At 70.4% G+C, this 17,834-nt stretch carries 13 protein-coding genes and 1 pseudogene; 9 read left to right on the top strand and 5 right to left on the bottom strand.

From position 1 onward, the window contains the following. Positions 1-6: 6 nt before the first annotated feature. The gene (locus tag AC07DI_RS31760) at positions 7-2,163 is read left to right on the top strand and encodes an MMPL family transporter (RefSeq protein ID WP_478907836.1); all 2,157 of its coding nucleotides are present in this window, start codon (positions 7-9) and stop codon (positions 2,161-2,163) included. 325 nt (positions 2,164-2,488) lie between these two features. After that, on the top strand, positions 2,489-4,018 hold the full coding sequence (locus tag AC07DI_RS31755; RefSeq protein WP_478907834.1) for an MFS transporter: 1,530 nt from the start codon (positions 2,489-2,491) through the stop codon (positions 4,016-4,018). Between the two features lie 41 nt (positions 4,019-4,059). Here the strand turns inward: AC07DI_RS31755 and AC07DI_RS31750 are convergent, their stop codons facing one another. After that, entirely contained in the window at positions 4,060-6,141 is a 2,082-nt protein-coding gene (locus AC07DI_RS31750) for a pectinesterase family protein (RefSeq protein ID WP_478907832.1), read from the bottom strand. Between the two features lie 303 nt (positions 6,142-6,444). On the opposite strand from AC07DI_RS31750, the gene AC07DI_RS31745 reads away from it, so the two are divergent. From AC07DI_RS31745 to AC07DI_RS31730, 4 genes are all read left to right on the top strand, one after another. Beyond that, the gene (locus tag AC07DI_RS31745) at positions 6,445-6,861 is read left to right on the top strand and encodes a YciI family protein (RefSeq protein ID WP_384252662.1); all 417 of its coding nucleotides are present in this window, start codon (positions 6,445-6,447) and stop codon (positions 6,859-6,861) included. Further along, positions 6,855-8,096: an RNA polymerase sigma factor gene (locus AC07DI_RS31740; protein ID WP_478907830.1), complete on the top strand. Its 1,242-nt coding sequence runs from the start codon at positions 6,855-6,857 to the stop codon at positions 8,094-8,096. The genes AC07DI_RS31745 and AC07DI_RS31740 overlap by 7 nt, the downstream gene beginning before the upstream one ends. 167 nt (positions 8,097-8,263) lie before the next feature. Then, positions 8,264-9,028, top strand: coding sequence for a sulfite exporter TauE/SafE family protein (locus AC07DI_RS31735; RefSeq protein WP_478907828.1), 765 nt, complete (start codon positions 8,264-8,266; stop codon positions 9,026-9,028). Between the two features lie 249 nt (positions 9,029-9,277). Continuing rightward, complete coding sequence (locus AC07DI_RS31730) at positions 9,278-9,550, top strand: plasmid mobilization protein (RefSeq protein WP_384252669.1); 273 nt, start codon at positions 9,278-9,280, stop codon at positions 9,548-9,550. 18 nt (positions 9,551-9,568) lie between these two features. Here the strand turns inward: AC07DI_RS31730 and asnB are convergent, their stop codons facing one another. Continuing rightward, positions 9,569-11,410, bottom strand: coding sequence for an asparagine synthase (glutamine-hydrolyzing) (asnB, locus tag AC07DI_RS31725; protein ID WP_478907826.1), 1,842 nt, complete (start codon positions 11,408-11,410; stop codon positions 9,569-9,571). A 240-nt stretch (positions 11,411-11,650) separates the two neighbouring features. Continuing rightward, entirely contained in the window at positions 11,651-12,226 is a 576-nt protein-coding gene (locus tag AC07DI_RS31720) for a TetR/AcrR family transcriptional regulator (protein WP_478907969.1), read from the bottom strand. 218 nt (positions 12,227-12,444) lie between these two features. Here AC07DI_RS31720 and AC07DI_RS31715 point away from each other — a divergent pair, with 218 nt between their 5' ends. Beyond that, positions 12,445-13,389, top strand: a complete 945-nt coding sequence (locus tag AC07DI_RS31715; protein WP_384252674.1) for a DMT family transporter — start codon at positions 12,445-12,447, stop codon at positions 13,387-13,389. Here the strand turns inward: AC07DI_RS31715 and AC07DI_RS31710 are convergent. Together AC07DI_RS31710 and AC07DI_RS31705 are read right to left on the bottom strand one after the other, a co-directional pair. Continuing rightward, positions 13,340-13,969, bottom strand: a complete 630-nt coding sequence (locus AC07DI_RS31710) for a TetR/AcrR family transcriptional regulator (protein WP_478907823.1) — start codon at positions 13,967-13,969, stop codon at positions 13,340-13,342. The genes AC07DI_RS31715 and AC07DI_RS31710 overlap by 50 nt on opposite strands. 44 nt (positions 13,970-14,013) lie before the next feature. After that, positions 14,014-15,263, bottom strand: a pseudogene (locus AC07DI_RS31705) (MFS transporter); the annotation flags it as partial. Positions 15,264-15,487: 224 nt separating this feature from the next. Between AC07DI_RS31705 and AC07DI_RS31700 the strand changes: the two are divergent. Then, positions 15,488-16,375 (top strand): Gfo/Idh/MocA family protein, encoded by an 888-nt coding sequence (locus AC07DI_RS31700; protein WP_478907821.1) that lies wholly within the window; start codon positions 15,488-15,490, stop codon positions 16,373-16,375. A gap of 433 nt (positions 16,376-16,808) precedes the next feature. Next, entirely contained in the window at positions 16,809-17,630 is an 822-nt protein-coding gene (locus AC07DI_RS31695) for an MmyB family transcriptional regulator (RefSeq protein WP_478907819.1), read from the top strand. Positions 17,631-17,834: the final 204 nt, after the last annotated feature.

Raw genomic sequence — 17,834 nt, 5'->3', positions numbered from 1 at the left:
TAGCCGATGTTCTCTGCACTGGGCCGATTCGTGGTGCGCCGCCCTTGGTGGATCATTCTGGCGTGGGTGGTCGCGGCCGGCGCGGTGATCTCACTGGCGCCGAAGCTCACCTCCAGCAGCGACGAGGCGAGTTTCCTCCCCCACCACTACGAGTCCATTCGCGCCGCCGATGTGCAGGAGAGGGACTTCCCCCGGCAGCGGAACATCGGCGCGATCATCGTCTTCCAGCGCTCCGACGGCGGGAAGCTGACGGCCGCCGACTCCGCCGACGTCAGACGCGTCTCCAAGGATCTGCAGGACCGGAAGATTCCCCAGGTGCAGGCCGTCGTGGTGAGCGGGGTCTCGCCCAACGGGCTCGTGCAGACCTCGGCTGTCGCGATGCCGAAGCTCACCGACCCCGAGGACACCGCGCAGCAGGACGCGGTGAAAGAGCTGCGGGCCGGTCTGAAGCCGGAGTTGAGGGGCACGGACCTGTCGGCCGGAATCACCGGCTCCGCAGCGCAGGCGCTCGACCAGAGCGACGCGTCCGAGCGGGCGGGCCTGCTCGTCGGCGCCGGCACGATCGTCATCATCATCGTGCTGCTGCTCGTCATCTTCCGCAGCCCCATCATCGCGCTGCTGCCCGTGGTCCTCATCGGTCTGATCTCGCCGATGGCGACCGGCCTGATCGCCTCCGCCAACAAGGCCTTCGACATGAAGGCGGACTCCTCCATCCAGCAACTCCTGACCGTCGTCCTGTTCGGCGTCGGCACGGACTACATCCTGTTCCTGCTCTTCCGCTACCGGGAGGCGCTGCGCGCGGGCGAGGATCCCAAGCACGGCATGGTGTACGCCGTCGAGCGGGTCGGCGAGGCCATCACGTCGGCCGCGGGCGCCGTCATCGTCGCCTTCGCCGCGCTGACGCTGTCCTCGCTCGGCATGCTGCGGTCGATGGGCCCGGCCCTGGCCATCGCCGTGTTCGTGACACTGCTCGCCGGCCTCACCCTCGTCCCCGCGGTGGTCTCGCTCCTCGGCACGAAGGTGTTCTGGCCGTCCAAGTCCTGGCAACAGGAGCCGCACGGCACGGGGTTCACCAGACTCGGGACGTCCATCGCCCGCAAGCCCGCCGTCTGGGCGCTGGTCTCCGCGCTGTTCATGGGCGCGCTCACGCTCGGCGCCCTCGGCTACAAGGCCAACTTCGACCTGGCGGGATCCTCGCTGCCGAAGGGCAAGGAGTCGATGGCCGCGCTGGACGACCTCCAGAAGGGCTTTCCCGCGGGCACCACGGACCCGACCTCCGTCTATCTGACGTCCACGACCGACCGCCCCGTCAGCCAGTCCGCGGCCGCCGCCTTCCGCGAGCGGCTCTCCGGCGTCGGCGGGGTCGGTGAGGTCGCGCCCCCGCGCCTCAGCCCTGACCGTACGACGGCCTCGTACTCCGTGATCCTCGCCGACCCGCCCGCCTCCGACAAGGCGCTCTCGACCGTCAAGGACCGGCTGCGGCCCGCCGCCCACAAGGACGCGCCGGCCGGGACGCGAGGACTCGTCGGCGGCACCACGGCGGTCTACGTCGACATCAACAAGGCGGTGGACCGCGACTATTCGGTCGTCTTCCCGGTGGCGGCGCTGGCCATCATGGTGATCCTCGGCCTGCTGCTGCGCAGCCTGGTGGCGCCCTGGTACCTGATGCTGTCGGTCGCGCTCGGCTTCGGCGCGACCCTCGGCGCGACCTCGTTGCTCTTCCAGCGGATCGGCGACCAGCCCGGCCTGATGTTCATGCTGCCGGTGATCATGTACTTGTTCGTGGTGGCGCTCGGCACCGACTACAACATCCTCATGGTGTCGAGGCTGCGCGAGGAGGCCCGCGAGGGCCGCAACCCGCACGACGCGGCGGGCACGGCGGTACGCCACTCGGGGCCGACGATCGGTTCCGCGGGCGTGATCCTCGCGGGTACGTTCGCGACGCTGATGCTCGCGGGCAACTCCACGCTCTCCCAGATGGGTTTCTCGCTCTCCTTCGGCATCGTCATCGCCGCGTTCGTCATGGCGCTGATCTTCACGCCGGCGCTGACGGCCCTCATCGGCCATGCCGCGTGGTGGCCCGGCCACGGGGACGAGCAGCGGAAGCGGAACGGGGACGGGGCCGGGGACGTAGGCCAATTTGCCTCCACGCGAAAAGTGTGAGCACAGAATCCTCCACCCCTCCTGCCGCCATTGCTCACAACCAGAACGAAAATGCAAGTGAAATCGATAAACCGCCGGAAGTCGATAGCCTAGGAAGCGGACGGAAAAGTCAAGTCCATTGACGGGCGGTAAGAAAGCCGCCTATCCGAGGCCTCTACCAGCGACTATTGGGTGTTAGGCTTTCTCGTCGTCCAGGGCTGATCCGCTTTCCCCTGCTTTCCGCAGCGGTACACCATGGCCCTCTCACACCGGAATGGAAGCCGACCTTCCACACCCGTTTCCCGTTCCGGCGAAATGTGTCCACGCCTCGTTCTGGAGCTCTTTCATGTCTACTGACAGCCCCGCTGTCATCTCCCCCGCGCCGGCGGACACGTCCGGCGCCCCGCCCGGCGGCCGTCACCTCGGTCTGGCCCTCTTCGTGATCGCCGCCGCCCAGCTGATGGTGGTGCTCGACGGCACGATCACCAACATCGCGCTGCCCAGCATCCAGACCGCGCTGGACGTGTCCGACGCCAATCTGGCCTGGATCGTCAACTCCTACGCGCTGGCCTTCGGCGGGCTGCTGCTGGTCGGCGGGCGGGCCGGGGACCTCTTCGGACGGCGCCGGATGTTCCAGGTGGGCATCGCCGTGTTCACCCTGGCATCGCTGCTCGGCGGGCTCGCCCCGAACGAGGGCCTGCTCATCGGCGCGCGCATCCTCCAGGGCGTCGGCGCTGCGATCGCGGCCCCCAGCGCCCTGTCGCTGATCGCCACGACGTTCCCCGAGGGCAAACCGCGCAACAAGGCCATGGGTGTCTACGCCGCGATGGCCGGGATCGGCGCCACCGTCGGCCTGCTGCTCGGCGGCGTCCTCACCGACGCCCTCGACTGGCGGTGGGTGTTCTTCGTGAACATCCCCATCGGCCTCGCCGTGCTCGCCGGGACCAGGACGCTCGTCGAGGCCGAGCGGCACCGGGGCCGCCTCGACCTTCCGGGCACCGTCACCGGCACGGGCGGCCTGATCGCCCTCGTCTACGGCATCACGCGCGGCGGCGAACACGGCTGGACCAACGGCCTGACCCTGACCTGCTTCGCCGTCGCAGCCGTCCTGCTCAGCGCCTTCCTGGTCATCCAGAGCCGCGCGGCGGACCCGATGATGCCGCTGCGACTCTTCAAGGACCGCAACCGCTCGGGTTCCTACGCCACGATGCTGTTCATCGGCGCCGGCATGATGGCCACCTTCTACTTCCTCACCCTCTACATGCAGCTGATCCTCGGCTACAGCGCGGTCAGGACCGGCTTCGCCAACCTGCCGTTCAGCCTCGGCATGGGTGTCGCGGCCGCCCTCAGCGCCAAGCTGGTCACCCGCCTCGCTCCCCGGGCGATCGCGGGACCCGGTCTGCTGGTGGCCGCCGCGGGCATGTTCTGGTTCGCCACGCTCACCCCCGACTCGTCGTACGCCGGACATCTGATGCCCGCGATGTTCGTCACCGCGCTCGGCCTGGGCATGGGCTTCGTGCCGATGACGCTGGGCGCGGTCAGCGGGGTCGACCACCAGGAGACCGGCATAGCCTCCGCGCTCCTGAACACCGCCCAGCAGATCGGCGGCGCCCTGGGCCTCGCCGTACTGGCCACCGTTTCCACCTCGGCGGCCAACGACCGGCTCCCCGACGCGGCCGCCTCCTTCTACCGGGGCCTCGCCACCGACGACCACGGCCTGGTGGCCAGGGCGGCCGATGCGCTGACGCACGGCTACACCCTGGCCTTCGTCGGCGCGGGCATCATGTTCCTGGCCGGCCTGCTCGTCACCGGCCTGGCCATCACCGCCGGAAAGCAGGAGATGACCGAAGGCGCGGCACCCGTCCACATGGGGTGACCTCCCGCCCGCGACCAGCCGGTTGACGAGTTGCGTCTCCGTCAGCCGGCTGAGGGTGTCCAGTCGCCGAGCCAGTCCGCGGCCTCCTGCGCCGCGGCCTGCGCGTCCGTCAGGTGCGGGCGGTCACCGCTGGGACCGCCCGCACCCGGACCGCTGTTCCGGTACTCGGCGAAACGGTCGTCCTTCCACGAGAAGCCGCCCATGTCCGTCCAGGGCGCCGCCTTGACGGCAGCGCCGAGCCTGCTGTCGCGGATGGTGGTCTGCGGATCGAGCGCCGCGTCGCCGCCCGCGTGCCACGGCCGGCCGAGGAAGAAGCTCCGCGCGGCCACGCCGCCGTCGATGGTCGACCGGGTGATCAGGAATCCCTTGCGTCCGGCGGCCGTGCTGGGCGCGGTGACGTATCCGGCGGAGCTGCCGTCCCAGCGCTTCTTCAGCGAGAGGACGGACCTGTCGATCACCGCTGTGGCGCGGCCGAAGACGAAGTCGGTGTTGCCGACTACGTAGGAGTCCGTCATGCGGACGCGGCCAGGCCTGTCCTTGGCCGCGGTGTCGAGGAGCAGCGTGTCCTGGTCGCCGCTGACGATGACCGAGTCGAGGCGGACCCGGTCGGCGGCCGTGCGCAGCGCCACCGCCTGCACTCCGTCCAGGTGCTGGTTCCTCGCCTCGTCGAAGTCGTTGGAAACGGTGAGGTTGCGGGCCCGGAAGTCATCCGCCTCCACGGTGAAGGTCGCGCTGCCGCTGGTGCCGTACTTTCCCGAGCCGTCCGGCTTCCGCGTTCCTGCGGCGTTCCCGAAGACGACGACGGTGTCCTTGCGGCTGCCGCCCGTCCCTTCGACCGTGACGTGGGGCTTGTCCGACGGGACCCTGACCGTCTCGCGGTACGTGCCGGGCGCGACCTGGATCACCACGCGGGAACTGTTGCCCGCGGGAACGGCGTCGATCGCCTTCTGCACGCTCGTGAACCGGCCACTGCCGTCCTTGGCGACGGTGAGGGTGGCGCGGGTCCGGGTCCCGGCCGTCGTGCCGAGCGGATTCCGCGGCCCGGCGCCGGAGTTGAGGAGTGCGGGGACGTCGGCCGCCTTGTCGAGGGTGTAGTCGTAGTACGCCTTCGGATCGAACGCCGTACCGCCGCTCTCGTTGCGTCCGCTCGTGCCGGAGAAGACGTTGCCGCGCTGGACGAGGGCGGCGGTGGTGTCCTTGATGACGGGGTTGTGGACGCCGTCGAAGTAGCTGTTCTCCAGGACCATCTTCGTCCTGCCGCGCGCGTAGTCGCCGTACGACGAGGTGATGTCCGTGCCCGGGTCGTCCTGCAGGTAGTTGTTGTAGAGGTGGGCGTGGGCGACGTTGTCCGTGGAGGGATTGCGCTGCTCGGTCTCGCGGAACCAGTTGTGGTGGATCGTGAGGTCCGCGGTGGTGTTCTCGGTCCAGCCGATGCCGAAGGTCTTGTTGTTGTCGCTGAGCCTGTTCCAGGACACCGTCACGTTGGTGGTGTCCTTGCGGCTGTCGATCAGGCCGTCCGCCATGTGCCGCAGGTCGTTGTGGTCGATCCAGACATGGTGCGCGCCGTCCATCTGGACGGCGTCCCAGTCGTGCTCCTTGTCGTTCCAGACGCCGTGATACGAGTCCCGGATCGTGAGGTTCCGGATGATCACGTTGTGGACGCCCCGACCGAGGAAGAACCCGCCGCCGACGATCTGCCCCGAGGTGCCCGCCCCGACGATCGTCTTGTCCGAGGCGACCTTGATCTCCCTGCCCTTGGGCTCCATGGCGATCGTGGCCGCCACGACGATGACGTACGGCTCGGGGGCGGTCGCGTACTTCTCCAGACCGGCGAGGGTCCGTACGGTGACGGTCCTGCCGTCCCGTCCGCCGTACGTCCCCCGCTGGCCCAGCGCGTCGACCGACGCGAAACCGTCGGCGACGTCGTCGGCCCGGACCGGCCCGGAAGCGGTCGCGGCGGCGGCCCGGCGAGGCGCCGGGGCGTCCTGCCCGGCCGCACCGAAGGCCGCACCGAAGGCCGTGCCGTAGGCCAATGTGCCCGCGACGGCGAGCGCCACCGGGACGCCGACCAGCAGGGGAATCCGCCGTTTGCGGTGTCGCGCCGTGCCGTGCAGCTCAGTCATGTGTCGCTTCCTGTCTCTGGGCGGTGGGGGGGGACCCGCCTCCGTACGGAGGCACTGGCCGCTGATCAGTCGCCGTCGAGCCCCGAAAGGTTGCCGCCCCGCGCGAACCGCGCCGGCGAATCCCTTCGCGTCCCTTCGCGCCAGGAACGCTTCGCCGTCCGTCGATAGGATTTGCGCGTCAGCCCCTTCCGCCACCCCGACCCGGAAATTCCTTCCCGAGGCTGTCGAGAAAGCGCCGTCCGCTCCGACGTCCCCTGCGAAAGCCGCCCACCAGGGGCGACGGCGCAGCTGAGGAGCGAAGTCATGAAGTATCTGGTGATGGTCCAGGGATCGCAGGCCGACTACGAGGCGATGGCGGGCAAGCCCTCCACGGACAGACCGGTCTGGAGCGAGAAGGACTTGCAGGCGATGTTCGCCTACATGGGCGAGATCAACAACGACCTCGCCGAGTCCGGCGAACTCATCGACGCGCAGGGACTCACCGAGCCCGCGCGGACCCGCCTCGTCAGCCAGGACAAGGACGGCCGCCCCGTGATCACGGACGGTCCCTACGGCGAGACGAAGGAGGTCCTGGCCGGGTACTGGCTCCTGGAGTGCCAGAGCCTGGAGCGGGTCACCGAGATCGCCCGGCGCGTCATCAGCTGCCCCGGACCCGAGGGCCACGTCGAACCGCCCGTCGTGATCCGGCCGGTCCAGGACGCCTCGGGCGGCGAGTGTTGAGACGTACGACCGAGGTCGAGGACCTGCTGCGACAGCACGCGCCGCAGGTCCTCGGCGCGCTCGTACGCCGGTACGGGCACTTCGGCGCCGCCGAGGACGCCGTACAGGAAGCGTTGCTCGCCGCGGCCCGGCGGTGGCCCGGACAGGGCCCCGACAACCCGCGCGGCTGGCTGATCAAGGTGGCCTCGCGCCGCCTGACGGACCAGCTGCGCGCCGACGAGGCGCGGCGGCGGCGCGAGGAGGACGCTGCGCTGCTCACCCCCCGGGACGCGCTCACCGCTCCCCCGCCGGGCGAGAGCCGCGCCCCGGCGGACGACGACACCCTCACGCTGCTGTTCCTCTGCTGCCACCCGGAGCTGACCCCGGCCGCGCAGGTCGCCCTGACGCTGCGCGCTGTCGGAGGACTCACCACGGCGGAGATCGCCCGGGCGCATCTGGTGCCCGAGGCGACCATGGCCCAGCGGATCAGCAGGGCCAAGGGGAAGATCAGAGGCATGCCGTTCCGGCAGCCGGGCCCCGAGGACCGCGACGCGCGACTCGCGGTCGTCCTCCAGGTGCTCTACCTGATCTTCAACGAGGGGTACACGGCGACATCCGGTGACGCGCTGCACCGCGCGGACCTCGCCAGGGAGGCGATCCGCCTGACGCGCTCCGTGCGCCGTCTGCTCCCCCACGAGGGCACGGTGACGGGCCTGTTGGCGCTGATGCTGCTCACCGAGGCGCGCACCGCCGCACGGACCGGGCCGCACGGCGAGCTGATCCCGCTCGACGAGCAGGACCGGAGCCGCTGGGACCGGCGGGCGATCACCGAGGGAACGGCACTGGTCGAGGAGGCACTGGTGCAAGGCCCGCCGGCCGTCTACCAGTTGCAGGCCGCGATCGCCGCCCTGCACGACGAGGCCCCGAGCGCGGAGGCCACCGACTGGCCCCAGATCCTCGCCCTGTACGACCATCTCGTGCGCCGCACTCCCGAACCCATGGCGGCGCTCGGACGCGCCGTGGCCTGTGCGATGGTGCACGGGCCGCAGGCCGGTCTCGATGAATTGGGCGCCCTGGAGGGCAGGCTGGCGGGCCATTACCGGCTGGAAGCCGTACGCGCGCATCTCCTGGAGAAGGCGGGCGACGTCGAAGGTGCCCGCGCCGCGTACCGGTCCGCGGCGCAGGGCACTCTCAGCCGCCCCGAGGCCCACTACCTGCAGAGGCGCGCCGCCCGTCTGGCACCCCGAGAGGCTTGAAGCCATACCTTGGAGGGATGCAAGAAAACCCGAGGATTGACTTGGGTTTTCACCGTGCACCAAGATCGCTTCCGTCCGGGTAACGGCCCGGCGGAGGGCCTTCGACCCTGGAGCCGGGCATCCGGCCCCGGTGCGCGGACTCCTTGACGCGGCAGGAAAGGTGACGTGTGGAAGCGCTGGAGATGGTGGCTGTCGGGGCCGCCGGTGTCGCGGCCGGCGGGCTCAACGCGGTAGTCGGGTCGGGCACCCTCATCACCTTCCCCACCCTGCTGGCCTTCGGCTTCCCACCCGTGCTCGCCAACGTGTCCAACAACATCGGCCTGGTACCGGGCACGCTGAGCGCCGCGTACGGCTATCGCAGGGAGATGAAGGGGCAGTTCAGGCGCCTGGTGCGGTTCGGCACGGCCTCCCTGATCGGCGGGCTGACCGGCGCCCTGCTCCTTCTGGAGCTGCCCGCCGACGCCTTCCAGGCGGTGGTCCCCGTCCTCATCCTGACCGCATGCCTCCTGGTCCTGCTGCAACCCCGGCTGGCCCGCAGGCTGAAGGACCGCGAGGGCGGCGGAAAGAACGACGGCGGCATCCCGATGTGGTGCGGAGTCCTCGCCACCGGCGTCTACGGAGGATATTTCGGAGCGGCCCAAGGGGTGCTGCTCATGGGCCTGTTCGGGGCCTTCCTCCTGGACGACCTGCAGCGCCTCAACGCCGCGAAGAACGTTCTCGCCTCGCTCGTCAACGGCGTCGCGGCCGTCCTCTTCATCGTGGTGGCCGACGTCGACTGGACGGCCGCCGGGCTGATCGCCCTCGGCTCGACGGCGGGCGGCCTGATCGGCGCGCGCTTCGGCCGGAAGCTGCCTCCGGTGGCGATGCGCGCCTTCATCGTCGTAGTGGGGGTCACGGCTTCACTGATCATGATCGTGCGCCAGGGGCACTGACCGGCAGGGACAGGGATCGCAACGAGGAAACACAGGCGTAACGCAGCTCACACTCAGGAGCCCGCGTCCCGGAAACCCAACCGCATGGTTTATCGTTGAACATGATGTGACCCCGACCGAGATTCCCCCGTCCGGTCGGGGTCGCATTCCAATCCCCAACCGACACCCTGCCCCGGCGGCATTCACGCCTTCGAGGGTGAATATGCCAACCACAGCGCGCCACACACGCCCGACCGGCATCATGCGTCCATGGACGGTGCCAAGCCTGTGCAGGTCTTGTTCACGCCCGACGAGTACGCCGCGATCCTGCGCCACGCGGATCATCTCGGGATGCCGGTAGCCGAGTTCGTCCGCCGTGCCGTGACCCTCAGGGCCGAGGAGCAGCCCGGTCCGTGCCAGGCGTCCGACAGCCGGCGCGGAGCCGCCGTACCGCCGGTCAAGCGCGGCCTCAATCCGGACGGGACGCCCGCGCTCCAGCGGTTCCTCGACACGCTCGCCGCGTCGTCGGAGCCCGATGGGTGACAGGCGCCCCCAGGGACGTCAGGTGAGGACGATCTCCGGCTCGTAGAGGTCCAGCCAGAGCGCCAGGTCGAGCGTCCGTTCCAGGTCGCGCCGGGAGGCCTGAGTGATCTGCGGCGCATCGCGCTCGGCGGCCCGGGCCGCCTGCTCCCTGTCCACGAGCGCGAAGACCGGGTGGTCGGGCCGGGCGAGCAGGTCCTTGACGTGCCGCTGGAGAGCGACCGCGTACTTGGGGTCCTGCGTCGAGGGATACGGGCTCTTGACCCGGTCGTACACCGACCGCGGCAGCACATCGGCCGTCGCCTCGCGCAGCAGGGTCTTCTCCCTGCCGTCGAAGGACTTGAGCGACCACGGCGCGTTGTACACGTACTCCACGAGACGGTGGTCGCAGAACGGCACGCGCACCTCCAGGCCGACGGCCATGCTCGCGCGGTCCTTGCGGTCGAGCAGGATGCGTACGAATCGGGTCAGGTGCAGATAGGACATCTTCCGCATCCGGAACTCGAAGTCGCTCTCGCCGTCCAGTCGCTCGATGCCCGCGACTGCGCTCGCGTAGCTGTCCTTGATGTACGCGGGCAGGTCGAGCGCGGCCGCCACCTCGGGGCGCAGGACGCCGGAGTCGTCGCCGAAGTGGTCGGCGAACTTCACCAGCCAGGGGAAGGTGTCGGCCGTGCGCGCCGTCTCGTCGAAGAACTGCAGGTAGCCGCCGAAGACCTCGTCCGCGGACTCCCCGGAGAGCGCGACCGTGGAGTGCTCGCGGATGGCGCGGAACAGCAGATAGAGGGAGGCGTCCATGTCGCCGAAGCCCATCGGGATGTCCCGCGCGCGGATCATCCTGGCGCGCACGTCCGGGTCGGCGAGGGCGTCCGAGTCAAGGACGATGTCACGGTGCTCGGTGCCCGCCGCCTTCGCGACGTCGTGCACGTAGGGGGTGTCGGGCGTGCCGCGCAGTTCGTCGGCGACGAAGTTGTCGGCCTGACCGACGAAGTCGACAGCGAAGCTGCGTACCGTCTCGCCCGCCTCGGCCAGTTGCCGCGCGGCGAGCGCCGTCATCGCCGAGGAGTCGAGGCCACCGGAGAGCAGCGTGCAGCGCGGTACGTCCGAGACGAGCTGGCGGCGCACGATGTCCTCGAGGAGCTCGCGCACCCTGGCCACGGACGCTTCGCGGTCGTCGGTGTGCGGCCGCGTCCGCAGTGTCCAGTAGACGTGTCGGCGCAGCCCTGAGCGGTCGACGGTGACGACGGTGCCCGGCTCGACCTCGCGCATGCCGTCCCACACGGCGTGACCGGGCGTCTTGACCGTGGCGAACAGCTCCCGCAGGCCGTCCAGGGTGACACGTCGGCGGGCCAGCGGGTTGGCCAGGATCGCCTTGGGCTCGGAGCCGAAGAGGACGCCGTCGGGGGTCTCGTAGTAGTAGAAGGGCTTGATGCCCATGCGGTCGCGGATCATGACGAGCCGGTCGTCGCGGGCGTCCCAGATCGCGAAGGCGTACATGCCGTTCAGCCGCTCGGCGAGGGCCTCGCCCCATTCGAGGTAGCCGCGCAGCACGACCTCAGTGTCCGACTCGGTGGTGAACCGGTGGCCGCGGCCGGTCAGTTCACGGCGGAGTTCGGTGTAGTTGTAGGTCTCTCCGGAGTAGACGAGGGCGACGGTGCCGGTCGGTGTCTCGACGGTCATGGGCTGGCGTCCGCCGGGCAGGTCGATGATCGCCAGTCGGCGGTGTCCGAGCCCGGCGGGCCCCCCGGTCCAGGTGCCGCGGTCGTCGGGACCGCGGCAGGACATCGTCTCCGTCATGGCGTCCAGAGTGGTGGACTCGGCCGTCAGATCACGGTCGAAGGAGACCCAGCCGGTGATGCCGCACATGCGCATTCCTTCCGCTTGCCGCACTAGATGTATCTAGCACCTACATCTGCAGCGTGTGCCCGCGAACGCATACGGTCAACGGCCCTGCACGGGCGGCCATGTCGCCCACCCCGGCCATTTCAGCCGCACTTTGCCGAGGCGAAAGGACACGACGTACGCGCGACCGGGCCAGTCACCCCGCCGGACACGGGAGCGACACCCGCGACGGAAGGGAAGATTCCGGCCACGGGCAAAGACTTGTCAACGATCCTCGGCGTCCCGCGCCACGGCGGCGCGCAGCAGTTCCTCCGCGTCCGCACGCGCCTGACCGAGGGCTCCGGGGAAGACCCGCAGCCCGTGCGCCACGAGGCCGCCCTCGTGCAGCAGCATCAGCGTCCGCCCGAGACGGACCGCCCCGCGCGGCGTGAGCTCCTCGGCGAGCCCGGTGAAGAGGGCGAGCATCCAGGCCTTCTGGCCCGTGATGATCGGGTACGCGGGGTGGGCGGGGTCGCTGATCTCGGCGTGCGCGTTGACCATGCCGCACCCCTTGGCGAGGCGCCCCTCGGCCCAGTCGCGCAGGGCGTCGAAGACGGCGAGGATCCGGCCGTCCGGCGTGCGGGCCGCCTCCAGGTAGGGGGCGAGGAAGGCGCGCCAGCGCTCGTCCCGGTCGGTGAGGTACTCGACGACGATCTGTTCCTTGGAGCCGAAGCGGTCGTAGAGGGTCTTCTTCGTCACGCCGGCCTCGGCGGCGATCAGGTCCACGCCGACGGCGTGGATGCCGCGCTCGTAGAAGAGCCGCCCCGCGGCGTCGAGGGCGCGGCGCGCCCCCGGCGTCATGACGATGCGCCGCGGCGCGACCGCCCCGCTCCCGGCGCCGCGCCGGTTCTCACGCTCGCGCCCGTTCTCCGCCTCATGCCGGTTCTCGGTCATGCCTCCATAGTAGACCGATCGGTATACCGGCCTGTATACCGATCTGTATACTCGGCACGACGCCAGGTAGACAGATCTGTTTACCCGGCTCGCCCGCCTCGGGCCTGTCTGACGAGGAGGAATCCATGAACGTCCTGCTGTCGACCGCCTTCGTGCTGACCTGGAGCTCCGGGTTCATCGGGGCGAAACTGGGCGCGGGCAGCGCGTCCGCGGTGACCGTGCTGATGTGGCGCTTCCTGCCGCTCGCCGTCGTCCTCGGGCTCGTCGCCCTGCTGCTGGGCCGGGCCTCCTGGCGGGGCCTGACCACGCGCGACGTGGGACGCCAGGCAGCCGTGGGAGCGCTGTCGCAGAGCGGTTACCTGCTCACCGTGTACTACGCCATCCAGCTCGGCGTCTCCAGCGGTACGACCGCGCTGATCGACGGCACCCAGCCGCTCGTCGCGGGCGCCCTCGCCGGGCCGCTGCTCGGCCACTACGTCTCCCGCACGCAATGGGTCGGCCTCGGTCTCGGAGTGACCGGGGTCGTCATCGTCACGGCGGCCGACTTCGCGGGCGGTGGCGACGCCGCGTGGTGGGCCTACCTGGTGCCGTTCCTCGGCATGTTCTCGCTGGTCGCCGCGACGTTCCTGGACCGGCGCGCGCCCCGCGCGGTCGGCCCCGCGGTGTCGCTGACGGTGCACTGCGTCACCAGTGCCGTGGTCTTCACGACGCTCGCACTGGTGGCGGGCGCCGCGACGCCGCCCGCCGAGACGTCCTTCTGGGCGGCGATCGGATGGCTGGTGACGCTCTCCACGTTCGGGGGCTACGGCCTGTACTGGCTGATCCTGCGGCGCTCCGGGGTGACGCAGGTCAACACGCTGATGTTCCTGATGGCACCGGTGACGGCTCTGTGGGGCGCCCTGATGTTCGGTGAGCCCTTCGGTCCGCAGACGATGGCGGGCCTTGCGGTCGGGCTCGCGGCGGTGGCGGTCGTACGGCGCGGAGCCGGTGCGCGCCCTGCCGCCAAGTCGGCGGCGCGGGTCACCCGGGCGTCAGCAGAGCCTGCACCGCGGGTGCGTACCGGCCGGTGATCTCGGCGATCTCCGTGCCGCGCAGGTGCGGGCCGCGGGCGATGCCGTACATCACGCCGAGGCCGAGCAGCATCCCCACGGCGAGCTCGGCCCGCAGCCCCGCGTCCGGGCCCGAGAGCCGCTCGCTCAGCCGCTGGGCCACCTGGGTACGGAAGTTGGCGCGCAGGACGTCGCCCTGCTCACCGTGGAGCGGGGCGAAGACGATCCGCAGGATCGGGTCGGCGCCCCGCTCGGCCTGGCCGGTGAGCAGCTGGTGGACCATGTGGCGGCCGAGGTCCGCGAGGGGCGCGTCGAGGAAGCCGTCGGCGTCGGCCTCGAACGATATGATCCGGGAGAACAGCGCGTCCTTGTTGCCGAAGTACTTCAGAATCAACGGGGAGCTCACTCCGGCCCGTTCGGCCACCGCCTTGAGGGTGATGTCACCGTGCGCGTGCCGGGCGAGGAGGTGGCGTGCGGCGCACACGATGGCATCCTTGGTCGCCTCGGCGTCCCTGCGGACGGCGGGTGGCGGCGGTTCCGGGTCCGCGCCGGTGCCCGTCCGTGATGACGCGCTCACCGTGGTCCCGTTCCCTCCCGCCATGGTCATCTCCCTTCCAGGGTGGCCCTGTGCGCGGACCCGCCGGGCCGGCTGTCCACGATGCGTACGGCATAGCCGAGCGCCATGAACAGGGCGCCGGCGGCCAGGGTCACCCTGGGGCCGCGCGCCGTCGAGACACGGGCCGAAACCGGCGAGAGGACCAGCATGACCACGCCGTTGGGCAGCAGGCACAGGCCGGTCGCCACGATCGACAGCTCCAGGCCGTAGCCGCTCGCGGCGGGCGCCTGCACCAACTGCGCGGTCACCAACGAGTACGCGTAGAAGGCGAATCCGGCCAGCAGGGCCATCACGTGCGGGAGCGCCACGCGTCGCCCGGAGGCCAGGCGCACATCCACCAGCGGCTGCTCCGCCCGCAGTTGCAGACGCCACCACACGAGAGGATGACGACCGCCCCCGCGAGAAGACCGAGGACCGGGCCGCTCCCCTACCCCCACTGGCCGCCCTGCGACACCGCGAGCAGCAGGCAGATCAGACCCGCCGCGAGTCCCAGCGCGCCCCACGTGTCGAACCGCCCCGGCGAGCGCACCGGCGACTCGCGCACGGCCCACCCGGCGAGCAGGAGCCCGCAGGTGCTCAGAGCCTGTGTCATATCCCCGGTCGGATCAGTGGGCGTCGTCTGGTGCGTGCGATCGCAAGGCGCCGGGAAGTCCTCGTAGCAGAGCTACTAGGGCTTTTCGGCAACGCGGCGAGCGTGCGTGCCAGGCGGCGACCACCCGGCCGGGGATATGACACAGGCTCTCAGCGCCGCTGTCGCCCAGAACATGGCGTGCCAGTCGGCGTACTGCACGATCAGCGCGGCCAGCGGCAGACCGAGCGCGGCCCCGATGCCGACCGTCGAGCTCATCAGGGCGACCGCCGACGCGGTGCGCCGCGGCGGAAGTATGTCGCGCAGGATGCTGATGGACAGCGGCACCACCGCGGCGAAGGCGCCTTGCAGGGCGCGCGCCGCGATGAGCAGCCGGATGTCGGACGTGAGCGCGCAGAGCACCGAGCCGCCGGCCATCAGAGCGAGGGCGACGAGCAGCACGCGGCGCTTGCCGTACATGTCACCGGCCTTGCCGAGGACGGGCGTGAGGACAGCACCGGACAGCAGTGTCGCGGTGACCAGCCAGGACACGGCGCCGGCCGAACTGCCCGTCAGCCGGGGCAGGTCGGGCAGCAGCGGGACGACCACGGTATGGGTGACGGCCATGAGGATCCCGCCGAAGGCGAGGACGGGGACGGCGAGGCGGGCACGCAGGCCCCTCGCGTCACCCGATATCCGAACGGCCCCCATGGCATCTTCCCCGGCGGGCTCAGGTGAATTCGAATTCACCATAGCGGGTGAATGGCCATTCACTCCGAGGAATTCGGCCAGGAATGCGTTGCGTATCCGGGATGGCGTTTCGTCGTACGCGCACTCCGGCAGCCCGCCGTGAGGTGGCCGTCAACCGCCCCACCGGCCGGGGCGGCGCCCGCCGGGGAGGGTTGCGTCGGACCGTCTCGGTCATACTGCCGCCCATGAACCGTCTCCGAATCGGCCTGGTGGGCACGGGCCCTTGGGCCTCCGCCACCCACGCTCCCGCGCTGGCCCTGCACTCCGGCGTCGACTTCAGCGGCGTCTGGGGCCGTCGCCCCGAGGCGGCGGCCGCACTCGCCGCCGCGCACGGCACGACGGCGTACCCGGACGTGGACGAACTGTTCGCCGCCAGCGACGCCGTGGCGTTCGCGGTGCCGCCCGACGCGCAGGCGCCGCTCGCCGCACGGGCCGCGGCGGCCGGCTGCCATCTGCTTCTCGACAAGCCGGTGGCCACGACGGTGGACGGGGCGCGCGAACTCGTGGCGGCGGTCGAGCGTGCCGGGGTCGCGTCCGTGGTCTTCTTCACGCTGCGCTTCGCCGCGGGACCCGCGGCCTGGGTGTCCGAACAGGCCACCGCGGGCGGCTGGTTCACCGGCCGCGCCGACTGGTACGGATCGTTCTACGCCCCGGACGGCGGCGCGGCGTTCTCCTCGCCGTGGCGCGCGAGCCGGGGCGGGCTCTGGGACGTGGGCCCGCACGCCCTGTCGATGCTCCTGCCCGTGCTCGGCGACGTGAGCGCCGTGACAGCTGCGGCCGGCCCCGGGGACACGGTCCATCTGATCCTGCGCCACACCGGCGGGGCGTCCAGCACGGCGGCGCTGAGCCTGACGGCGCCGGTCAAGTGCGCGGGGCTGGCAGTGGAGTTGCGCGGTACGAGCGGGACAGCCGTGCTGCCGCCGTGGGAGGAGGCGGGCGACGCGTTCCGGACGGCGATCGAGGAACTCGCCGAGTGCGCGGACAGTGGCCGGGCGCATCCGTGCGACGTGCGGTTCGGCCTGCGGGTCACGGAGATCCTGGCACAGGCGGAGGAGTGCGTCACGGCCACGTGATCGCCCGGGACCAACCACGGGCGGTCGGTACCGTGGCCGCTACGTAATGGCGAGTGACGGCACCGACCGCAGCCGGTGGCCCTACGAAACCGGTACAGGAAGAAGAGCCGTGTGGTCCTGCGCTGCTCTGATTCCGCCCACGCAGACCGGAATACGAACAGTTGTCCCACACGCTTCCCGTGTCGGCCCTATAGGCCTAGGGGGTACCCAATGCCGGGGAATTTCAGCCATTCTCAAGCTCCCCGGACAAGACGCCCCGCTGTTGTGCACGGTCGCCGTCCGACGATCAAACCTGCAGGTCGGTGACCCCGCAAGCTCCATCATGCCCGAGTGACTGATCGTTTTCTTCGGGCAATGTTTACTACCAAAGCCGATGTGAATATTTAGACTGATCACGCTCCAACTCGGCGTGCATCAAGAGGGATTACCCACCATGAACAAGACGGCGCTCCGCGCTCTGCTCCGCGAACGACGCGCCCTCATAGCCCCGGAATCACACGGCTTCGCCCGCCCGACGGGCCAGGGCCGACGCGCGCCCGGCCTGTCCCAGCACCAGGTCGACCAGTTGCTCCACCGCACGTTCGGGACGTACCACCGTCTCGAATCCGGCAGCTATCCCAACCCGCCGACCTCACTGCTCCGCGACGTGGCCCGTCTCTTCGGGTTCAACGAACAGGAGTGGGTGTCCCTCTGTCGCTACGCGCTGCTCCAGGACCCGCCAGGACCGCTGCATCTGTCCTCCGGCAAGGAGGTGCCCGGGGTCTGGCAGGAGGCCGTCGACGGAATCGGGCACATGGCCTACGTGACGGACGCGTCCTGGGAGATGCTCGCCCACAACGCGGCCTTCGCCGACATGTTCCCGAACGGCAAGGTCCCGGCCAACACCCTGCGGTGGATGCTCCTGGACCCGCACGGCCGCGAGACCCTGATGGACTGGCGCGACGCCTGGGCCCCGATGGTGCTGCAGCAACTGCGCGCGGCGCTCGCCACCAGGCCGGACGACGACATTCTGCGGCAGATCGAGAAGGAGATCCTCGCCGACCCGGAGGCCGCCGGCCTCTACACCACGGGCAGCTCGCACCCTCACTCCGACAGCGACGAGCGCCCCCTGATGCACGCCCTGGACGGACCCGGCTGGGTCACCATGTGCGCGGCGCAGCCCCTGACGGCGCCCGGCTCCCGGCTGATGATCCTGGTGTTCCACCCCGGCGCGCGGCGCGTCCACGCCCGCGTGCCCATTCTCCGCTCCGGCTGACACACCCCGACCGGCCACGGGCGGGACGATCCGCTCCATTCCCGTACGACGCCGGCGCGGCACGCGCGAGCCACCCCGGGGATCTCGCACAAACCTTCGACGCTTCGGCGCCCTAGGGGGCGTCTTCAAAGATCGTCTTGCGTGATGGATCATGTTTGCCGTGGTGCGCCGTCATGAACTCTCCGATGATGAATGGGCCGTGCT

This window comes from Streptomyces sp. NPDC044106 (genome assembly GCF_056433985.1).
Note: the sequence above shows the minus strand (reverse complement) of the source record. Positions and strands in the feature narration are given on the sequence as shown.